The 17,091-nt window shown below is 60.1% G+C and carries 18 protein-coding genes; 9 read left to right on the top strand and 9 right to left on the bottom strand.

Annotation, left to right across the window (positions count from 1 at the left end; translation table 11 throughout):
- Positions 1-20 precede the first annotated feature (20 nt).
- From QQJ98_RS06475 to hslO, 3 genes are read right to left on the bottom strand one after another with little or no spacing between them, the layout of a single operon-like run.
- Complete coding sequence (locus QQJ98_RS06475) at positions 21-1,163, bottom strand: CCA tRNA nucleotidyltransferase (RefSeq protein WP_284324509.1); 1,143 nt, start codon at positions 1,161-1,163, stop codon at positions 21-23.
- Positions 1,160-1,750, bottom strand: coding sequence for a CoA pyrophosphatase (locus QQJ98_RS06480; protein ID WP_284324510.1), 591 nt, complete (start codon positions 1,748-1,750; stop codon positions 1,160-1,162). Before QQJ98_RS06480 ends, QQJ98_RS06475 begins: the two co-directional genes overlap by 4 nt.
- A complete protein-coding gene (gene hslO / locus QQJ98_RS06485; protein WP_284324511.1) occupies positions 1,740-2,741 on the bottom strand; it encodes an Hsp33 family molecular chaperone HslO in 1,002 nt (333 codons plus the stop codon). The genes QQJ98_RS06480 and hslO overlap by 11 nt, the downstream gene beginning before the upstream one ends.
- Positions 2,742-2,816: 75 nt before the next feature.
- Between hslO and QQJ98_RS06490 the strand changes: the two genes are divergently transcribed.
- Positions 2,817-3,281 carry an NUDIX domain-containing protein gene (locus tag QQJ98_RS06490; RefSeq protein WP_284324512.1) on the top strand — a complete coding sequence of 155 codons (465 nt, stop codon included), beginning with the start codon at positions 2,817-2,819 and terminating at the stop codon, positions 3,279-3,281.
- On the opposite strand, the gene QQJ98_RS06495 is transcribed toward QQJ98_RS06490, so the two are convergent.
- Positions 3,251-4,537 (bottom strand): PP2C family protein-serine/threonine phosphatase, encoded by a 1,287-nt coding sequence (locus QQJ98_RS06495; protein WP_284324513.1) that lies wholly within the window; start codon positions 4,535-4,537, stop codon positions 3,251-3,253. The two genes, QQJ98_RS06490 and QQJ98_RS06495, sit on opposite strands and share 31 nt — an antisense overlap.
- A gap of 172 nt (positions 4,538-4,709) precedes the next feature.
- On the opposite strand from QQJ98_RS06495, the gene QQJ98_RS06500 reads away from it, so the two are divergent.
- Complete coding sequence (locus QQJ98_RS06500) at positions 4,710-5,018, top strand: Hpt domain-containing protein (RefSeq protein ID WP_284324514.1); 309 nt, start codon at positions 4,710-4,712, stop codon at positions 5,016-5,018.
- A 6-nt stretch (positions 5,019-5,024) separates the two neighbouring features.
- Here the strand turns inward: QQJ98_RS06500 and ilvA are convergent, their stop codons facing one another.
- Together ilvA and QQJ98_RS06510 are read right to left on the bottom strand one after the other, a co-directional pair.
- Positions 5,025-6,272 (bottom strand): threonine ammonia-lyase IlvA, encoded by a 1,248-nt coding sequence (gene ilvA, locus QQJ98_RS06505; protein ID WP_284324515.1) that lies wholly within the window; start codon positions 6,270-6,272, stop codon positions 5,025-5,027.
- A 36-nt stretch (positions 6,273-6,308) separates the two neighbouring features.
- Positions 6,309-7,061 (bottom strand): hypothetical protein, encoded by a 753-nt coding sequence (locus tag QQJ98_RS06510; protein WP_284324516.1) that lies wholly within the window; start codon positions 7,059-7,061, stop codon positions 6,309-6,311.
- A gap of 127 nt (positions 7,062-7,188) precedes the next feature.
- Between QQJ98_RS06510 and QQJ98_RS06515 the strand changes: the two genes are divergently transcribed.
- The 3 genes from QQJ98_RS06515 (at position 7,189) to QQJ98_RS06525 (ending at position 10,421) form a co-directional block, all read left to right on the top strand.
- Positions 7,189-8,430 carry an argininosuccinate synthase gene (locus QQJ98_RS06515; protein ID WP_284324517.1) on the top strand — a complete coding sequence of 414 codons (1,242 nt, stop codon included), beginning with the start codon at positions 7,189-7,191 and terminating at the stop codon, positions 8,428-8,430.
- 124 nt (positions 8,431-8,554) lie between these two features.
- Positions 8,555-8,839: an SCP2 sterol-binding domain-containing protein gene (locus QQJ98_RS06520; protein ID WP_284324518.1), complete on the top strand. Its 285-nt coding sequence runs from the start codon at positions 8,555-8,557 to the stop codon at positions 8,837-8,839.
- 46 nt (positions 8,840-8,885) lie between these two features.
- Entirely contained in the window at positions 8,886-10,421 is a 1,536-nt protein-coding gene (locus tag QQJ98_RS06525) for a cryptochrome/photolyase family protein (RefSeq protein ID WP_284324519.1), read from the top strand.
- On the opposite strand, the gene QQJ98_RS06530 is transcribed toward QQJ98_RS06525, so the two are convergent.
- From QQJ98_RS06530 to pyrF, 3 genes are all read right to left on the bottom strand, one after another.
- Positions 10,418-11,149: a sulfotransferase-like domain-containing protein gene (locus QQJ98_RS06530; protein ID WP_488798473.1), complete on the bottom strand. Its 732-nt coding sequence runs from the start codon at positions 11,147-11,149 to the stop codon at positions 10,418-10,420. The two genes, QQJ98_RS06525 and QQJ98_RS06530, sit on opposite strands and share 4 nt — an antisense overlap.
- The gene (locus QQJ98_RS06535) at positions 11,146-12,045 is read right to left on the bottom strand and encodes a D-amino acid aminotransferase (RefSeq protein WP_284324520.1); all 900 of its coding nucleotides are present in this window, start codon (positions 12,043-12,045) and stop codon (positions 11,146-11,148) included. The genes QQJ98_RS06530 and QQJ98_RS06535 overlap by 4 nt, the downstream gene beginning before the upstream one ends.
- A 185-nt stretch (positions 12,046-12,230) precedes the next feature.
- The gene (gene pyrF / locus QQJ98_RS06540) at positions 12,231-12,947 is read right to left on the bottom strand and encodes an orotidine-5'-phosphate decarboxylase (protein WP_284324611.1); all 717 of its coding nucleotides are present in this window, start codon (positions 12,945-12,947) and stop codon (positions 12,231-12,233) included.
- A gap of 79 nt (positions 12,948-13,026) precedes the next feature.
- Here pyrF and QQJ98_RS06545 point away from each other — a divergent pair, with 79 nt between their 5' ends.
- From QQJ98_RS06545 to QQJ98_RS06560, 4 genes are all read left to right on the top strand, one after another.
- On the top strand, positions 13,027-13,884 hold the full coding sequence (locus tag QQJ98_RS06545) for an ROK family protein (RefSeq protein ID WP_284324521.1): 858 nt from the start codon (positions 13,027-13,029) through the stop codon (positions 13,882-13,884).
- Positions 13,877-14,593, top strand: coding sequence for a copper homeostasis protein CutC (locus QQJ98_RS06550; protein ID WP_284324522.1), 717 nt, complete (start codon positions 13,877-13,879; stop codon positions 14,591-14,593). Before QQJ98_RS06545 ends, QQJ98_RS06550 begins: the two co-directional genes overlap by 8 nt.
- A gap of 285 nt (positions 14,594-14,878) precedes the next feature.
- Positions 14,879-16,267: a DHA2 family efflux MFS transporter permease subunit gene (locus tag QQJ98_RS06555; RefSeq protein WP_284324523.1), complete on the top strand. Its 1,389-nt coding sequence runs from the start codon at positions 14,879-14,881 to the stop codon at positions 16,265-16,267.
- A 48-nt stretch (positions 16,268-16,315) separates the two neighbouring features.
- On the top strand, positions 16,316-17,089 hold the full coding sequence (locus QQJ98_RS06560; RefSeq protein WP_284324524.1) for a hypothetical protein: 774 nt from the start codon (positions 16,316-16,318) through the stop codon (positions 17,087-17,089).
- The last annotated feature ends 2 nt before the right edge of the window (positions 17,090-17,091 follow it).

Genomic DNA, 17,091 nt, shown 5'->3' on the forward strand with positions numbered 1-17,091 from the left:
AAAGGGGGGCGAAGGGAACCTTACGCCAGCAGGTCAGATTTGCTCAGAACAAGGTCAGAGGCAAGCCAACGCGCCTGAATTTCGCGCAGTTTTTTGCCCAAGGAAGGCCCTTGCAGCGTCGGCATCAGATCGGCGGCGGTCACCGGTAACGTGCTGGCCGCGCCGCGCGCGATGTCTGCCAGCCAGTTGGCTGGCGGCATGGTTTCAAACAAAGCCGCACGGCACAGAATGACATCGCGGGCCGCATCCTCGCCCAGTTTCCAACCCAAAGCGGCGGGCGTCAGGGCAGAGCCGATTTCGTCTCTAACAGCCGTATTAGAGTCTGATTCAGCCCGCGACAGTCGCAAATCACTGCCCGGATCAAGCCCGCCCAGAACTGCCAAACGGCGTTGCCAGCGTGGCGGCAGATCGGTTTCGAAATGCACCAAAATCGCCAAGGCTTTCGCATCAGCACCCGGCAAAATTCGCGCCAAAACCCCCGCCTGCGCCATTGCCGCAATAGCAGGAGCGGGGTCGCGGGCAGCAAGCAGCTTGCGCATCTCGGCACCGATCCGTTCTCGTGCCAGCCCAGCGATGCCTTCGAGATTTTCTGCACAAGCGGCTAATCCTTCGGGATCAATGCCGTTCTCAGGGTCGCCATAGACCGCGTAAAACCGGAAAAAACGCAGGATTCGCAAGTAATCTTCGCGAATCCGCGCCTGCGCATCACCGACAAACCGCACCCGCCGCGCAATCAGATCGGGCAGACCGCCCAATGGGTCCAGCACCTCGCCATCCGCCCGCGCATAAAGCGCGTTCATGGTGAAATCGCGCCGGGCGGCATCCTCGGCAATATTGGTCGAGAAAGCCACAATCGCCCGCCGTCCGTCAGTTTCGACGTCACGGCGAAATGTGGTGATCTCATGCGCCACACCACCCGCGATCACCGTGACCGTGCCATGCTCGATGCCTGTCGGAACAGCCCGGAACCCAGCCTTATCAGCTATGTTAGTGACTGTTTCAGGCAAAGCATCGGTTGCCAGATCAATGTCTGATACCGCGACATTCAGCAGGGCGTTGCGCACACAGCCGCCTACAAACAGGGATTGATAACCGGCCGCTGTCAGGGCCGCGCAAAGGGCTTGTGTGCCGGGGTAATTGATCCAATCGCCGGTGATCTTCATGCTGCCATCTCGGCGAGATTGCGTAAAATACGCGCGGTCGCGCCCCAGATGTAGTGCGGTCCGTAAGGCACCGCGAAATAGCGGCGCGGTTGGCCTTTCCAGACCCGACCTTCGATGACGAACTTGGTTTCATCCAGCACATGCGCCAGCGGCACGGTGAAAACCTCGCTGACTTCGCCCGCCTCAGGCACAGGAGTGAAATCGGCTCTAACAAGGCCCAAAATCGGGGTGATCATGTAATTGGTCACGGTTTCATGGCTCGGCAGTCTGCCCAACACTTCGACCTGATCGCGGGGCAGGCCGATTTCTTCCCAGGCTTCGCGCAGGGCCGCCGCCTCTGGGCCCTTGTCATCTGCGTCGACCTTGCCGCCCGGAAAAGCGATCTGGCCGGGATGATGTTTCAGATGCGAGGCACGTTTGGTCAGGATCAGCCGCGCGCCATCGACGCGCAACCAAACCGCCACCAAAACCGCTGCCGGGCGCAAAATACGTGCGTCCGGCAGCAGGATTGGGTTCAGATCAAAATCCGACGATTCGCCCGCAGGACGGGCGAGCGCGTCTTTCAGGCGGGAAATCTCATCCCGCATCACCCGGCGCTTTCGTAGCTTCAAAGCCGAGTGTCGCCGGATCAAACTCGTAATGTTTGCCGCAGAACTGGCAATCGGCGGTCACCACACCTTTGTCGGTAGTCATGTGCTTGATATCTTTGGCAGAATAAATCGACATTGCCTGCACGACCTTTTCTGGCCCGCAAGAACAGCCGAAGTGCACCACCTGCGCATCATAGACGCGGGGATCCTCTTCGTGGAACAGCCGCACCAAAAGGTCGGTTGGGGCCACGGTTGGCCCGATCAACTCAATTTCCTCAACCGTGTCCAGCAAAGCATTGGCGCGGGTCCAGTTTTCAGCCTCTGCCCCGCCCAGAATATCGGCATGGCTCAGCAACCCACCCTCACCCGAACCCGCCTCGGCAGCAACGGCACCGCCTACGGGCGGCATATGTTGCAGCATCACGCCGCCCGCACGCCAGCGTGCGGCCTCGCCCGGGACCTGATTCTTGCCAAAAGTCAGTGCGAATCGGGTCGGGATTTGTTCGGATTGTGCGAAATAGGTCTGGGCGCAATCGGACAAAGACTTGCCTGCAATCGGGGTAAAGCCTTGATAGGGTTGCATATCCTGGCCCTGATCAATCATCACTGCGAAATACCCCTCACCAATCTGGCTGAAGGGTTCGGCATCCAGATCAAGCCGATCTGCGTCATAGCTGGCATAGGCGCGGATGCGGGCAGGCTCGCCTTCTTCGGTTGGGCCATAATAATCGGTGGCGATCAGCCGCGCCGGGCCTTTGCCTCTGATCTGCAAGGACAATTTCCAGCGCAGTTTCACCGATTGGCCGATCAGCGCCGTCAATACCGCGGCTTCGGCCACCAAAGCCTCGATCACCGGCGGGTAGGCGTGCTGTTTCAGCACATTATCAAGCGCACCATCCAGCCGCGCCACCCGGCCACGGATGTCGGAACGGTCAAGTTGAAAGGGCAGGACGGTATCGTCCCAAGCGATTTGCATAGGGGAGGTCATGGGGTTTCCTAAACGTGCCAGTCTTGGCATACCGCGCCTATATAAGCAGAGCAACCGCGCACCCAAGGGGTAAGCATGATCAAACGCTATGGAAATAGTCCCGAGCCAGGCCGCCGCTATACCCGCCGTCCCGGAGTTTATGCGGTTTTGTGGGATCGGGGTGCGATTCTGACCACCTTTCAGGCCGAGCCCACGCCGGAATATCAACTGCCCGGCGGCGGTATTGATAAGGGCGAACATCCGATTGCCGCCCTGCACCGCGAGGTGATGGAAGAGACCGGCTATCACATCGCAGGCATCCGCCGCCTTGGCGCGTTTCGGCGGTTCACCTTCCTGCCGGAATATGACCTGTGGGCCGAAAAGCTTTGCACCGTCTATCTGGCGCGTCCCGGTCTGCGGATTGGGCCGCCGACGGAAGCAGGGCATCGCGCGGTCTGGATGCAGCCCGAGGCGGGCTTGCGTCTGCTGGGCAATCCGGGTGATCGGGCGATGCTGGCGTTGGCTTTGCGTCAGCTGGAATCCGGGTCCGGCCCCAGATAATCGAAGATCAGGCCGGAAACATCGTCTGGAAACACACCGCCGCCTGCGAATGTGTTCAGATCCCATAGCAGCGCTTCCAGCAGGTCTTGGCTGTGCAACATGCTGTTATGCTGCAACATTTTGATCAACCCATCACTGCCCAATTCTTCGCCTGCAGGGTTCGGACATTCGGTCACGCCGTCTGACACCAGAAACAAACGATCCCCCGGCTGCAACTCAAAGCTGGTTTGCGGATATTCTGCACCCTCAATCAAGCCGATCGGCAAACCGCCATCACCCAGCTTTTCAATCCGGCCATCGGCGCGCAGCAGCAGCGGATGCGGATGACCCGCCTGGACCAAACTCGCCCGTCCAGTGGCAAGATTGATCTCGGCATAGCCCAGTGTGAAATACTGATCGACCTGCAATTCTTCCAGCATCATCCGGTTCAACCGCGCCGCCACAATCGCGGGCGGCCAGGCATCGCGCCCGCCATCCGCCGCGATTCGCAGCGCGATATTCTGATCGGGCGAGGCCCCAGACAACAGCCCCGCCAGCCGTGCTGTCATCATAGCCGATGCCACGCCATGCCCCGAGACATCGACCGAATAGACCACGATTCGCGCAGCATCGACGACAAAGCTGCCGACCAGATCGCCGCCGACATGGCCCGAGGGCCGCAGCATCAGCGCCGCGCGCCCCGCACCAAAATCGCGCAAACGGTCGCGCACCAGCGTCTGTTGCAGCTTGCGGGCCTCGATCAGATCGCGGTCAAGCGAATCATACAGCTTTTGCAGCTCCGCCAAAGTGCTGCCGATCAGCCTGTTGTTTTCAACCAGCTCGTCCTGCATGCCCAAAATCCGCTCTCCGGCGCGCAGACGGGCGCGCAGCTCATCAGCGCTGACGGGTTTGGTCAGAAAATCATCGGCGCCATTTTCCAGCCCATCTGCGATTTCGGTCTTTTCGGATTTAGAGGTCAGCAGGATGAAATAGCCGTAGCCTTCGCGCGGAAGTGCGCGGAAAGCTTTGCAAAAATCCAAACCATTCATGCCGGGCATCATCCAGTCCGACAGCACAATGTGGAAATCCTGCGTCATGCACAAAGCCAAAGCCTCATCCCCAGAGGCGGCTTCGGTCACATCATAGCCCCAACGGGTCAGCTGCATTTGCAGGATTTTGCGCTGCGCCTTGCTATCATCCACCACCAAAACCGGGCGCGCCTCAAAGGCGCTGGGCCTTCGGACGATGCCGGATAGTGGAAGGAAGCTTGATGTCACGGTGGCACGCCTCTTGGTTTGTTCCCCCTGTCTGCGCCCAACCTCTTAACGGCAGGTGAAACTTAAAACTGTGCCTATTCGGGTGGTTAGCGGTTACGTATTGTTAAGCAGGTTGCGGCATCCTTGCGATATGGGGTAGAAGGGCAGGTGTATTTTGATCGCATGGGACAGGGTGAATGACCTTCGGTCAGAGATCGGCAATGACGACTTCGCCGAAGTGGTAGCGATGTTTCTGGAAGAGGCGGATGAAGTGATCGGCCGCATCGCCAAGACGAGAGAGGCCAAAGCACTGGAAGCGGATTTGCATTTTCTGAAGGGTGCGGCGCTGAACCTTGGCTTCGCGCAGCTTGCAAACCTGTGTCAGGACGGCGAGCGGCGCGCGGCCTCTGGCGACACCAAGATTGATCTGGCGCAGGTCGCCAGCAGCTATCAGGCCTCGAAACGGGCGCTTAGGGCAGGGCAGAAGGCCAGCGCTGCCTAAGCCTGCTTAGATCAGGAACTCGGCCAGAATCTCATCATTGGTGATATCGCGGTAGGTGAAGGCCGCAGCATCCAGCTGATCAAACAACGCTTTGAAATTCTCAGCGGCTTTCGTCTCGATGCCGATCAAAACAGACCCGAAATTGCGCGCCGATTTCTTCAGATATTCAAAGCGCGCGATATCGTCATCCGGGCCAAGCATGCCCAGAAATTCTTTCAACGCCCCCGGTCGCTGTGGCATCCGCAGGATGAAATACTTCTTCACGCCAGAATAGCGTTGCGCGCGTTCTTTCACTTCGGGCAGCCGCTCAAAATCGAAATTGCCGCCAGAGGTGACGCAGACCACGGTTTTTCCAGCGACTTCCCCAGCCAAATCCTGCAACACATCGACCGAAAGCGCCCCAGCCGGCTCCAGCACGATGCCTTCGACGTTCAACATTTCCAGCATTGTCACACAAATACGGTCCTCTGGGGCCAACAGAACCTCGGCGGGTTTGACCCACGCCAGTGCCGCAAACGTCTTGTCGCCCAGACGTGCCACCGCCGCACCATCGACAAAACTATTGATCGTGCGCAATTTTACAGGTTCTGCCGCAGCCAAAGCCGCCGTCAGACTTGCGCCGCCAACAGGCTCGACAAAGCGATACTCTGTCTGCGGCGCTTCAATCCGCAAAAACCGCGTCACGCCTGAGGCCAGACCACCGCCGCCAACTGGCAGCACCACCAGATCGGGGGCGCGGCCCAACTGCTCCAGCATCTCTACCGCGACCGAGGCCTGGCCCTCGATCACATCCTCATCATCGAATGGCGACAGGAAATGCGCGCCCTGCTCGGCGCAATAGGTCTGGCTTGCCGCCAAAGTCTGATCGAAATAATCGCCGGTCAGCACGATTTTCACCGCGTCGCCGCCAAAGGCCCGCGTCTTGTCGATTTTTTGCTGCGGCGTGGTGACGGGCATGAAGATCGTGCCTTTCACTCCGAAATGCTTGCAGGCAAAGGCGACGCCCTGCGCATGGTTGCCCGCACTCGCGCAGACAAACGCCGTCTGCCCCGGATTATTGGCGCGCACTTTGCGCATCGCGGTGAATGCGCCGCGCAGTTTATAGCTGCGCACTGGCGACAAATCTTCGCGCTTCAGCCAAATCTCGGCTCCGTAGCGCCGCGACAGATAGTCGTTGCGCTGCAACGGCGTGCGCGGGAACAATTCGCGCAAAGCACGGGTCGATTGGCGGGCGGCATCAGGAAAATCACTCATATCCCCGATTACGCCCGCCAAAGGTTCAAAAGCAAGTCAGACAAGCGGGCGTCTTTCGATGTAATGGCCATAAAGCGTCGTCAAAATCGACAGGCCCACCATCATCACCGGCCAACCCGCGATCACCTGCCACAAAGTTGCCATCACGCCATAGCCGCCGAACACGAAAAAGCTGATCAGATTTACCACCACCAGCGCCAGCGTCATGATCACCGCCAATTGCACCAAAGACCGCCAGTCGCCCTCGGTCGCGCGCCACCCCGCCAGCAGATCGGGCTTCTGATCCAATGCGGTGCCCGGCAGTGCTGCCGCCAGCCGCAGCCCCAGAAAAACCATCGGCACCTGCACCATCCCCGCCATCAGCACGATGCCAACAAACACCCCGCCTGCCATCACCAAACGGCCAAACAGCAGGCCGACGATCATGCCAAGAATTGCGCCCAGCACCATCAGGACCAGCCCGATCAGCAGAGATTTGATAAAATACTGCCCCATCCGCTCACCCATGAACGGCGGCACAAAGCCTGCGGGCACCTCGCCCAGCAGCACATAGCGATGCCAAGCGACCGCAATCCAGATCCCGGTGATCAAAGAGATCACCAGCACCAGCACCGCGCCCAGCCCCAAGCCGCCGCTCATCCCGCCCACGCCCACCGACGACAGCGCATAGCCCAGCGCGCCCGTCACCACGACCTGCACCAGATAAAGCACCCCCGAAACCTTCAGCGCAGGGCCAAGGTTATCCATCACCTGCCGCAGCGAATGTGAGAAAATCTGCACGCCCTTCATTCTCGTCTCCATATCCTAAAAAACAATCGCGCCATGTTGGACCGCAGCCGCCCCCTGTCAACCGCCCCGCTTGCCCTTGACCGCATTTCCCTTTAATCGCGGGCGAAACCCGCATCGGAGTTGCCCCATGACCGCCAAGCTTGCCCCCAAGAAAGTCGTCCTCGCCTATTCCGGCGGTCTTGATACCTCGATCATCCTGAAATGGCTGCAAACCGAATATGGCTGCGAGGTGGTGACCTTCACCGCCGATCTGGGGCAGGGCGAAGAACTGGCCCCGGCCAAGCAAAAAGCCTTGCTGATGGGGATCAAAGAAGAAAACATCCATATCGTCGATGTGCGCGAAGAATTTGTGCGCGACTTCGTGTTCCCGATGTTCCGCGCCAATGCTTTGTATGAGGGGTTGTATCTGCTGGGCACCTCGATCGCCCGCCCGCTGATCAGCCAGCATCTGGTGCGCATCGCGCAGGAAACCGGCGCTGATGCGGTGGCGCATGGTGCGACGGGCAAGGGCAACGACCAAGTGCGGTTTGAACTTTCCGCTGCGGCCCTTGATCCGGCCATCAAAGTCATCGCGCCGTGGCGTCTGTGGGATCTGACCAGCCGCACCAAGCTGTTGGAATTCGCCGAAGCCAACCAAATCCCGATTGCCAAAGACAAACGCGGCGAAGCGCCGTTCTCGGTCGATGCCAACCTGCTGCACACTTCGTCGGAAGGCAAAGTGCTGGAGAATCCGGCCGAAGAAGCCCCCGAATTCGTCTATCAGCGCATCACCCCGGTCGAAAAGGCCCCGGATACCCCAGAGTATGTCGAAATCGGCTTTGAGCGTGGCGATGCCGTCTCGATCAACGGCGAGGCGCTTTCTCCTGCCACCATCCTTGCACGTCTGAACGATCTTGGCGGCAAACATGGCGTGGGCCTGCTCGATTTCGTCGAAAACCGCTTCGTTGGCATGAAATCGCGCGGCCTCTATGAAACCCCCGGCGGCACCATCCTGCTGGAAGCGCATCGTGGCATCGAGCAGATCACCATCGACGCTGGTGCGGGCCACCTGAAAGACAGCATCATGCCTCGCTATGCCGAGCTGATCTATAACGGCTTCTGGTTCTCGCCCGAGCGTGAAGCGCTTCAGGCTTTGATCGACAAGACCCAAGAATATGTGACTGGCACCGTCCGGGTGAAACTCTATAAAGGCTCCGCCCGCACCGTGGCGCGCTGGTCCGACTACAGCCTGTATTCTGAAAAGCATGTGACATTTGAAGAAGATGCCGGCGCTTACGACCAAAAAGACGCCGAGGGCTTCATCCGCCTCAACGCCCTGCGTCTGCGCCTGATCGCCGCCCGCAACGCCCGGGTTGCCGACAAAGGCTAAAAGTTTACGCAGTTTGCAAGGCCGCACCCGCAAAGGTGCGGCCTTTTGCATGGTGTGACGCCACGGCGCGGTTGTGCTGCCCCGCCATCCGGCTACCTTGTCTTGAGGCATCAGGAGAGCACCCTTGGCACTGCAAGACATCGCGGCGCGTCTGCGCAAAGAGTTGGAAACCAAGACCTTCTCGGGCAGTCTCAAGTTTGATTGCGGCGCGTCTGGCCTGATCGTCTTGGCCGACGGCACCGCCACGACCGAAGATCGTGACGCCGATTGCACCCTGCGCCTGACCGAGGATAACCTGAGCAATCTTTTGAAAGGCAAGCTGAACCCAATGACCGCTCTGGTCACCGGAAAGATCAAGCTGTCCGGCAACCCTGCGGTGGCAATGGGGCTGGCAAAACTGCTGGGTTAAGCGCAACGCCCCCTGACTTTTCAAAACAGCGCGCTATCTCCGCGCCATGACAGACAAACCCCGCCTGATCTTGGTCTTGGGTGACCAGTTGACCGACACGCTTGCAGGCCTGCGCGCTGCTGATCCCGCCCGCGATATCATCGTGATGGCCGAGGTGATGGCCGAATCCACCGCCGTTCCGCACCACCCGCAAAAAATAGCGCTGGTGCTGACCGCGATGCGCAAATTCGCGCGGCATCTGTCGCAACATGGCTACACCGTCGCCTATTCCCGGCTGGGCGATCCCGAAACCGGGCCATCGCTGCCCGCTGAAATCCTGCGCCGCGCGGCAGATTATGGCTCTGATCGGCTGTTTGTCACGACTCCGGGCGATTGGCGCCTTTTGCAAGCACTGGAGGCCATCCCGCTCAATGTGAGCATGCTGCCCGACGACCGCTTCCTGTGCCCGCCCGAAGCGTTCACCGCTTGGGTTGCCGAGCGGAAACAGTTGCGCATGGAATGGTTTTACCGCGACATGCGCCGACGCACGGGCCTATTGATGGAAGGCGATCAGCCCATCGGCGGCCAGTGGAATTTTGACCCCGAAAACCGCAAAGCCGCCAAACCAGACTTGCTGCGGCCAAAACCGCTGCGCTTTGCCCCCGATGCCGAAACAGAGGCCGTTCTAGGCCTTGTAGAGACGCATTTTTCAAAACATTTTGGCAAACTTCGCCCCTTCCACTGGCCCACGGACCGCGATCAGGCTTTGCAAGCATTGGATCATTTCATCACTCATAGCCTGCCCCGCTTTGGCGATGAACAAGACGCGATGCTGACCGATGATCCCTTCCTCAGCCATTCGCTGCTGTCGCCCTGTATCAACCTTGGCCTTCTTTCGCCGCTTGAGGTTTGCAAGCGGGCCGAGGCTGAATATCACGCAGGCCGCGCGCCGCTGAACGCGGTTGAAGGATTCATCCGGCAGATCATCGGTTGGCGCGAATATGTGCGGGGCATCTGGGCGCTGAATGGCCCGGATTATCCGACTTGGAACGCACTTGACCACACAGCGGCGTTGCCCGCCGTCTATTGGGGCGGCAAAACCAAAATGGCCTGCGTGAAGGCCGCCGTCGCGCAGACCCGTGATCTGGCCTATGCCCACCATATTCAGCGCCTGATGATCACCGGGAATTTCGCGCTTTTGGCCGGAATAGACCCTGCTTTTGTCCACGAATGGTATCTCGCGGTCTATATCGACGCATTTGAGTGGGTAGAGGCTCCGAACACGTTGGGGATGAGTCAATTTAGCTGCGGCGGCCAGCTGGGCTCAAAACCCTATGTCTCCTCCGGGGCCTATATTGACCGGATGTCCGACTATTGCGGTAACTGCGTCTATAAGGTGAAAGACCGCACGGGCCCCGATGCTTGCCCGTTCAACCTGCTGTATTGGCAGTTTCTGGATCGGCACCGCGACCGCTTTGCGAAAAACCCGCGCATGGCGCAGATGTATCGCACCTGGGATAAAATGGCCGAAAGCCACCGCGACACCGTTCTGCGTGAGGCGGATCAGCTGCTGTCAGCCCTGCACAGCGGCGCGCCGATCTAAAGTTTGAACGCTGCCAACCGCTCGTAATACGGCAAAGCCTGCAGCGCCAACTCGGCGTAGACCCCGCCCAGTTTTGGCAGCGGACCCTCCACCCCATCGAACCCCGTGCTGCGATGCACCGCCGCATACCAATGCGGAGCCCAGACTCCATCGGCCTCATTTCCACCTGCAGGCCAATGTAGCATCTTGCGGGTAAACGGCACCTCAATAGCCGCGCAGAGCTTGCGCAACATCTCCTCGGGTGCGGCGCGAATGTCATCGCTGTCGATCACCACCGGTGGTTTGCCAGACCAGCCCGCCACCTCGTCAAACAGCTGTGATTGCTGCACAAATCCCACATCGTCCAGCGTGGTGCCTTCGCGTTTCTTCGCATAGCTGGCGATCACCCGCGCCGGATGCCGGATCAGGAACACATTGGTGCAAGACCGCATCCAGCGCCGATCAAAGCCCTCGATCATGTGCAGGGTCATGTGCTTTTGGTAAAACACCGCATTGCCCCCCGGCACCGGGCCCTTGCAGATTGATGCCACCACATCCGGGTCAGGCTCGTGCGCGGCGATGATCTCGTCGCGCATCGGATGATCCATCCCGGTGTACTCCAGATAGGCCGAATAAAACGGCTCATCCCACACGGTGCAATCACCCCGCGCCGCAAAGCTATACATCATGGCGGTGGACAAATTGCGCGGCCCTGACCACATCGCAATGCGCTTGGCAGTCGCACTCATGCCCCCACCAGCGTCTTATACAACCCCCTGATGCGTTCGGTCATCGGCCCCAATTGCCCGGTGCCAATCACCCGCCCGTCCAATGTCCCCACCGGAGTCTGCGCCCCAAACGTCCCCGTCAGAAAGGCTTCATCCGCTGAATACGTCTCTACAAGGCTAAAATTGCGTTCAAACACCGGAATGTCATTGGCGCGGCACAGATCAATCACCTTCTGCCGGGTGATCCCGTTCATGCAATAATCCCCGGTCGAGGTCCAAACTGCCCCCTTCCGCACGATGAAGAAATTGCACGCATTTGTGGTGTTCACAAAGCCATGCACATCCAACATCAACGCCTCATCCGCGCCAGCCTTCTCGGCAGCAATGCAGGCCAGAATACAGTTCAACTTGGAATGGCTGTTCAGCTTCGGGTCCTGCGTCATCGGCAAGCCACGCATATGCGGCACCGTCGCCAGCCGGATCGGTCTCGGTAGCTTCTGCCGCGAATGTTCCATGATGATCACCATCGTCGGCCCACGTTGGCTCAGCTTTGGATGCTGAAACGGCCGCGTCTTCACCCCCCGCGTCACCATCAGCCGTGCATGCGCATCCGTCACCATGCCATTGGCCTTTTGTGTCTCTAACACGGCCGAAATCACCTGTTCCTGGGTCAACCCAATAGCCAGATCAATCGCTTTGGCTGCCTCGAACAACCGTGCGATATGCTCGTCCAGAAAGGTCCAGCGGCCATTATACAGCCGGATCCCCTCCCAAACGCCATCGCCCAACATGAAGCCTGAATCGTAAACCGAGACCATGGCTTGTGCTTTCGGCACAACCTTCCCGTTCACATAAATCAGAATATCTTCATTGCGCGCATCTTCTTCGGCCTGATGCGTCGATACGTTGTCGGTCATGGCAAGTCTCCTGTTTGATGCCACGCTATTGCGCGCGGCAGCAAAGGCCAAGACCCGAAAACCCGCTAAAAATTATCTAAAATTTGCTTTCATCTGTTCATAAATATCCCACGGGGTGCAGGGGTGTGAAACCCCTGCTTATGCCACCAGCACCGCAGCAGAAATAGTCTCTAACACGGCCTAATTCAGCGATTGGGCAGCGATGCCTGCGGGGATCGCATCTCTGCCACAAGCGCACGCGCCGCAGCCAAAGGGTCGGCCGCTTGCCACACCGGACGCCCAACGACGATATGATCCACGCCATCGGCAATCGCCTGCGCTGGCGTCGCCACCCGCTTTTGATCGCCCAATTCGGCACCGGCAGGCCGCACTCCCGGCGTCACGATCAGCTTGCCCACCGCCTGCGGCAAGGCCCGGATCAACGCGGCCTCTTGCGGTGACGCGATCACCCCATCCGCCCCCGCTTCCAGCGCCCGCGCCGCGCGTTCAATCGTGATCTCTCGGATATCCCCCGGCTTGATCAGGTTCGCATCCAGATCGGCCCGATCCAGCGAAGTCAGCACCGTCACCGCCAAAATCTTCAGCCCGGTCCCGGCCCGTCCCTCCGCTGCCGCCCGCACCACCTGCGGATCGCCATGCACGGTCAGAAAATCCAGATCATATTGGGCAATCCCGCGCACCGCCGCCTCGACCGTGGCACCAATGTCGAACAGCTTCATGTCCAGAAAAATCCGCTTGCCCTGTTCCTGCTTCAGCTCATTGGCCAAAGCAAAACCGCCGCCCGTCAGCATCCCCAGCCCGATTTTGTAGAACGAGACCGCATCGCCCAGCCGCGCCGCCAAATCGAGCCCTTGCACAATATTTGGCACATCGAGTGCTACAATTAAACGATCGTCAGACAAACGGGCATCCGGCATTGCGATCTCCTTCGATTTCGGGCGTCATGCGGTCAACAGATCGGCCTGTCAAGGAGCCTCGCCATTGATCCTCGCGTTCGACATCGGCGGCAGCCGCATAAAAGCCGCCCGCAGCCACAACGGTCAGCTGACGCCCTTGGGCGAAACCGCGACGCCTGCCGATGATTTTGCCGCCTTCGCCGCGGCACTCGCCGGCTTTCACAGCACCGAAACCGCTGTGGCCATTTCAATCACCGGCGTGGTCGATCCCACCAGTGGTCGCATCAAGGTCGCCAATATCCCCTGCCTTGATACCCGCAACGTCAGCGCCGATCTGCAGGCCGCACTTGGCCTGCCCGTGCTGATCCTGAATGATGCCGATTGCTTCGCGATGGCCGAGGCCACTTCGGGCGCCGGGCGCAATCGTCGCAACGTGTTCGGGGTGATCCTCGGCACCGGGGTTGGCGGTGGCCTGATCCTGAACGGCCAGATTGTCACCGGCCCCGGTGGCTATGCGGGTGAATGGGGGCATGGCCCGGTTGTTGAAAATCCAGCTTTGCCCTGTGGATGTGGTCAAATCGGTTGTTTAGACACGGTTGGCGGTGCCCGCGGCATAGAACGCTTGCACCTGCATTTCACTGGGCAGACCGCCAGCGCTCAGGCCATTATTGCCGCGTGGCGGGCGGGTGATCAAAGCACCATGCCGCGCTGGCTGGATCTGGTCAGCGGTCAGTTGGCGATGGTGGTCAACCTGATCGGGGCCGAGATTGTCCCCGTAGGCGGCGGCCTTGCCAATGATACCGTCCTGATTGCCTGCCTAGATCAAGCCGTGCGCGCCCGTATCCTGCGCCAGACCCACGCGGCCTTGGTCGTCCCCGCCACCGTATCCGCCGACGCGGGCCTGGCCGGGGCCGCTGCCGCAGGGGAGGCCCGCTTTGGCTAACATCATCCTTGAAGTCTGCGTTGATGATCCCGCTGGCCTGACTGAGGCTATCGCAGGCGGTGCCGACAGGGTCGAGCTATGCGCGGCGCTTGCCCTCGGCGGGCTGACGCCCTCGCAGGGGTTGATGGAACTGGCCGCACAGGCAACCACGCCCTGCTATCCGATCATCCGCCCGCGCTCGGGCGATTTCAGCTATACCGTGGCCGAGGTTGCGGTGATGCGCGCCGATATCCGCGCCGCCCGCGCCTTGGGTCTGAAAGGTGTTGTGCTTGGCGCAAGCCATCCAGATGGCCGCCTGAATGAAACCGTGCTGCGGGTGCTGCTGGACGAAGCCGCTGGCCTTGATGTCACCTTGCACCGCTGCATCGACCTTACCCCCAACAAGCTGCAGGCCGTGGCCACCGCCCGGAGCCTTGGCTTTCGCCGTATCCTCAGTTCGGGCGGTGCGCTGACCGCTGCCGATGGGGCCGAGACGCTGGCCGCTATGATGCAGGCCGCAGGCGACGGCGTGATCATCATGCCCGGCTCGGGGGTTTCTTTGGAAACACTGCCAAAGCTGTCGCATCTGGGCCTGCGCGAAATCCACGCCTCTTGCGCCAGTGCGCTGCCCAGTGGTGGCCCTGCGCGCGAATTCGGGTTTCAATCGGGCACCGAAAAACGCACAGATCGGGTCAAAGTCGCCGCCCTGAAAGCCGCTCTTTCAGGATAAACCTGACCCAAATCGCAGCAGATCACCCGGAAGTGTTTCGCCCCGCGCAGACGCGCCCGTCGCTGCAAACCCTTAACAAAACCTTAAACCCGCACCTCTAACCTATTGATAAAAAACACATAAGAAAGGTCCCGAGTTGGGACCAAGCAAAACCCTCATATCACACTGGCCCAAATATCCCCGCCGGAGGCTCACAGCGCCCCTAAACGGCCCACCCTTCACAACCGCGTGCCACCCTGCAACCGGCCTCTTGCACCCAACCCCGGCTTGGAGGATTGTCCCGCGATGGCCTCTACCCGCATCCTCCCGCTTATCGTCGCCACAGCCCTGCTGATGGAGAATATCGACTCTTCAGTGCTGTCGACCTCGCTGCCGCAGATTGCCAAGGATCTTGGGTCTGATCCGATCCATCTCAAGCTGGTGCTGACGACCTATCTGCTGGCGCTTGCGGTGTTCATCCCGGCATCGGGCTGGATGGCTGACCGTTTCGGGGCGCGCAAAATCTTCCGCGCCGCCATCGTGGTGTTTGCGGCGGGCTCCATCGCCTGCGCGCTGTCCACCAACCTGATCGAACTTGTCGCCGCCCGCGCTTTGCAGGGCATCGGTGGCTCGATGATGACTCCGGTGGGCCGCCTGATCGTGCTGCGCGGCACCCCCCGCGCCGGGCTGGTGGGGGCGCTGGCCTGGCTGACGGTGCCGGCTTTGCTGGGTCCGGTGCTGGGGCCACCCTTGGGCGGTTATATCACCACCTACTGGGACTGGCGCTGGATTTTCTGGATCAACATTCCGATTGCCGTCCTCGGCGTGATCCTTGCCACCCTCTACATCCCGGACCTGCGTGAGCCTGAACCCCGCAGCTTTGACACCGCAGGCTTCTTGCTGCTTGGCCCCGGCTTGGCTGGCTTTCTGACCGGTGCCACGCTGATGGGCCTGAACCTTGCCTCTCCGTTGCTCGTGTTCACGCTGACCGCAGGCGGAGCTGCCCTGATCGCGCTGTATGTCCGCCACGCCCTGCGGGTGAACAATCCGATGGTGGACCTGCGCCTGTTGGCACTGCCGACCTTCCGCATCTCTGTCACCGCAGGCACCCTGTTCCGTGTTGGGGTCGGCGCGCTGCCGTTCCTGTTGCCGTTGATGCTGCAGCTGGGCTTCGGGCTGAACCCGCTGCAATCAGGCCTGATCACCTTTGCGTCGGGCATCGGCGCGCTGGTGCTGAAATTCGCGGCCCAGCCGATCCTGCGCCGCTTTGGCTTCCGACGGGTGCTGCTGGTGAATGCGCTGATCTCGGCGGTGTTCATCCTTGCCCCGGCCGGCTTCACCCCGCAAACGCCGTGGCTTTTGATGCTGGCTGTGCTGTTTGTCGGCGGGTTGTCACGCTCGTTGCAATTCACCTCTGTCAACGCCATCGCCTATGCCGAAGTCCCGTCAGAGCGCTTGTCCTCGGCCACTTCGTTCACCGCGGTCTTGCAGCAATTGTCCGGCTCCATCGGCATCACCTTGGCGGCAATGACGCTGGAGGGTGCGGGCTATCTGCGCGGCACCGCTGCCACTGATCTGGGCAATTTTCCGATCGTGTTTGGCGTGATCGCGATGCTTGCACTGTCCTCGGCGCTGCTGTTCGCGCGGTTGTCACCGCAGGCAGGCGCGCAGTTGGTCCGTGCCGAGGCTGATTGACAGAACCGGGGTTTCCGCCGACTCTGCCGCGAAACGAAAGGCCTGTGCATGGACATCAACCTGAGCTTTGAGCGCCCGGAAGAGGGCCCGAAATCCGGCCCGGTCAGCATCGGCTGGTTTCTGACGCAAGACAAAGGTGCCGTGCTGTATGATCCGCCCGAGCGTGTGTTGTTTCGGCAAGCGAACAAGGCGCATGCCAAATCGGCCAGCCGCTGCCCGGCGGTGATCCAGCTGGAAAGCCGCTATTTCCTGATCAAATGCCCGTTCGACATCCATCTGGGCTTTGGCCGCGATGACAAAGGCAAACCGCATCTGATCAACCGTGCGGGTGCAGCCTCGACCATCCGCCCCAATAAGTTGAACGAGGTGATGACGCTGGTGTCCGAGGCCGAATGGCGCTACCCGGATCGCCCTACGGTGCAGATGGCTTTGCCCTACTGCTTTATCGCCGATGAGCTGGTCTATATCTCGCAGCTGTCCGCCTTTGCGCATTACCGCCGCGAACAGCTGCCCGGCACGATTTTCGGCGGACGCTTTCCGCTGAACATCTGGCCGCGCCCGCTGATGTGGGCGTTTGAATGGCACGAGCCTGAGAAAGACATCATTCTGAAGCGTGGCGAGCCGTTGTTCTACTGCCAGTTTGAAGCCGAAGGCCCGGATCGCCCGGTGCAGATGGTCGAGGCCGAAAAGACGCCAGAGCTGCAGAAATACCTAGAACAGCTCAGCGGTGTGGTGAATTACGTCAACCAGACATTTGGTTTGTTCAAAGCCGCCGAAGCCCTGCGGCCAACGAAGTTACTGACTCCAAAAACCAAGACCTAAGG

The organism is Cypionkella aquatica (assembly GCF_030161095.1).
Classification (GTDB): domain Bacteria; phylum Pseudomonadota; class Alphaproteobacteria; order Rhodobacterales; family Rhodobacteraceae; genus Cypionkella; species Cypionkella aquatica.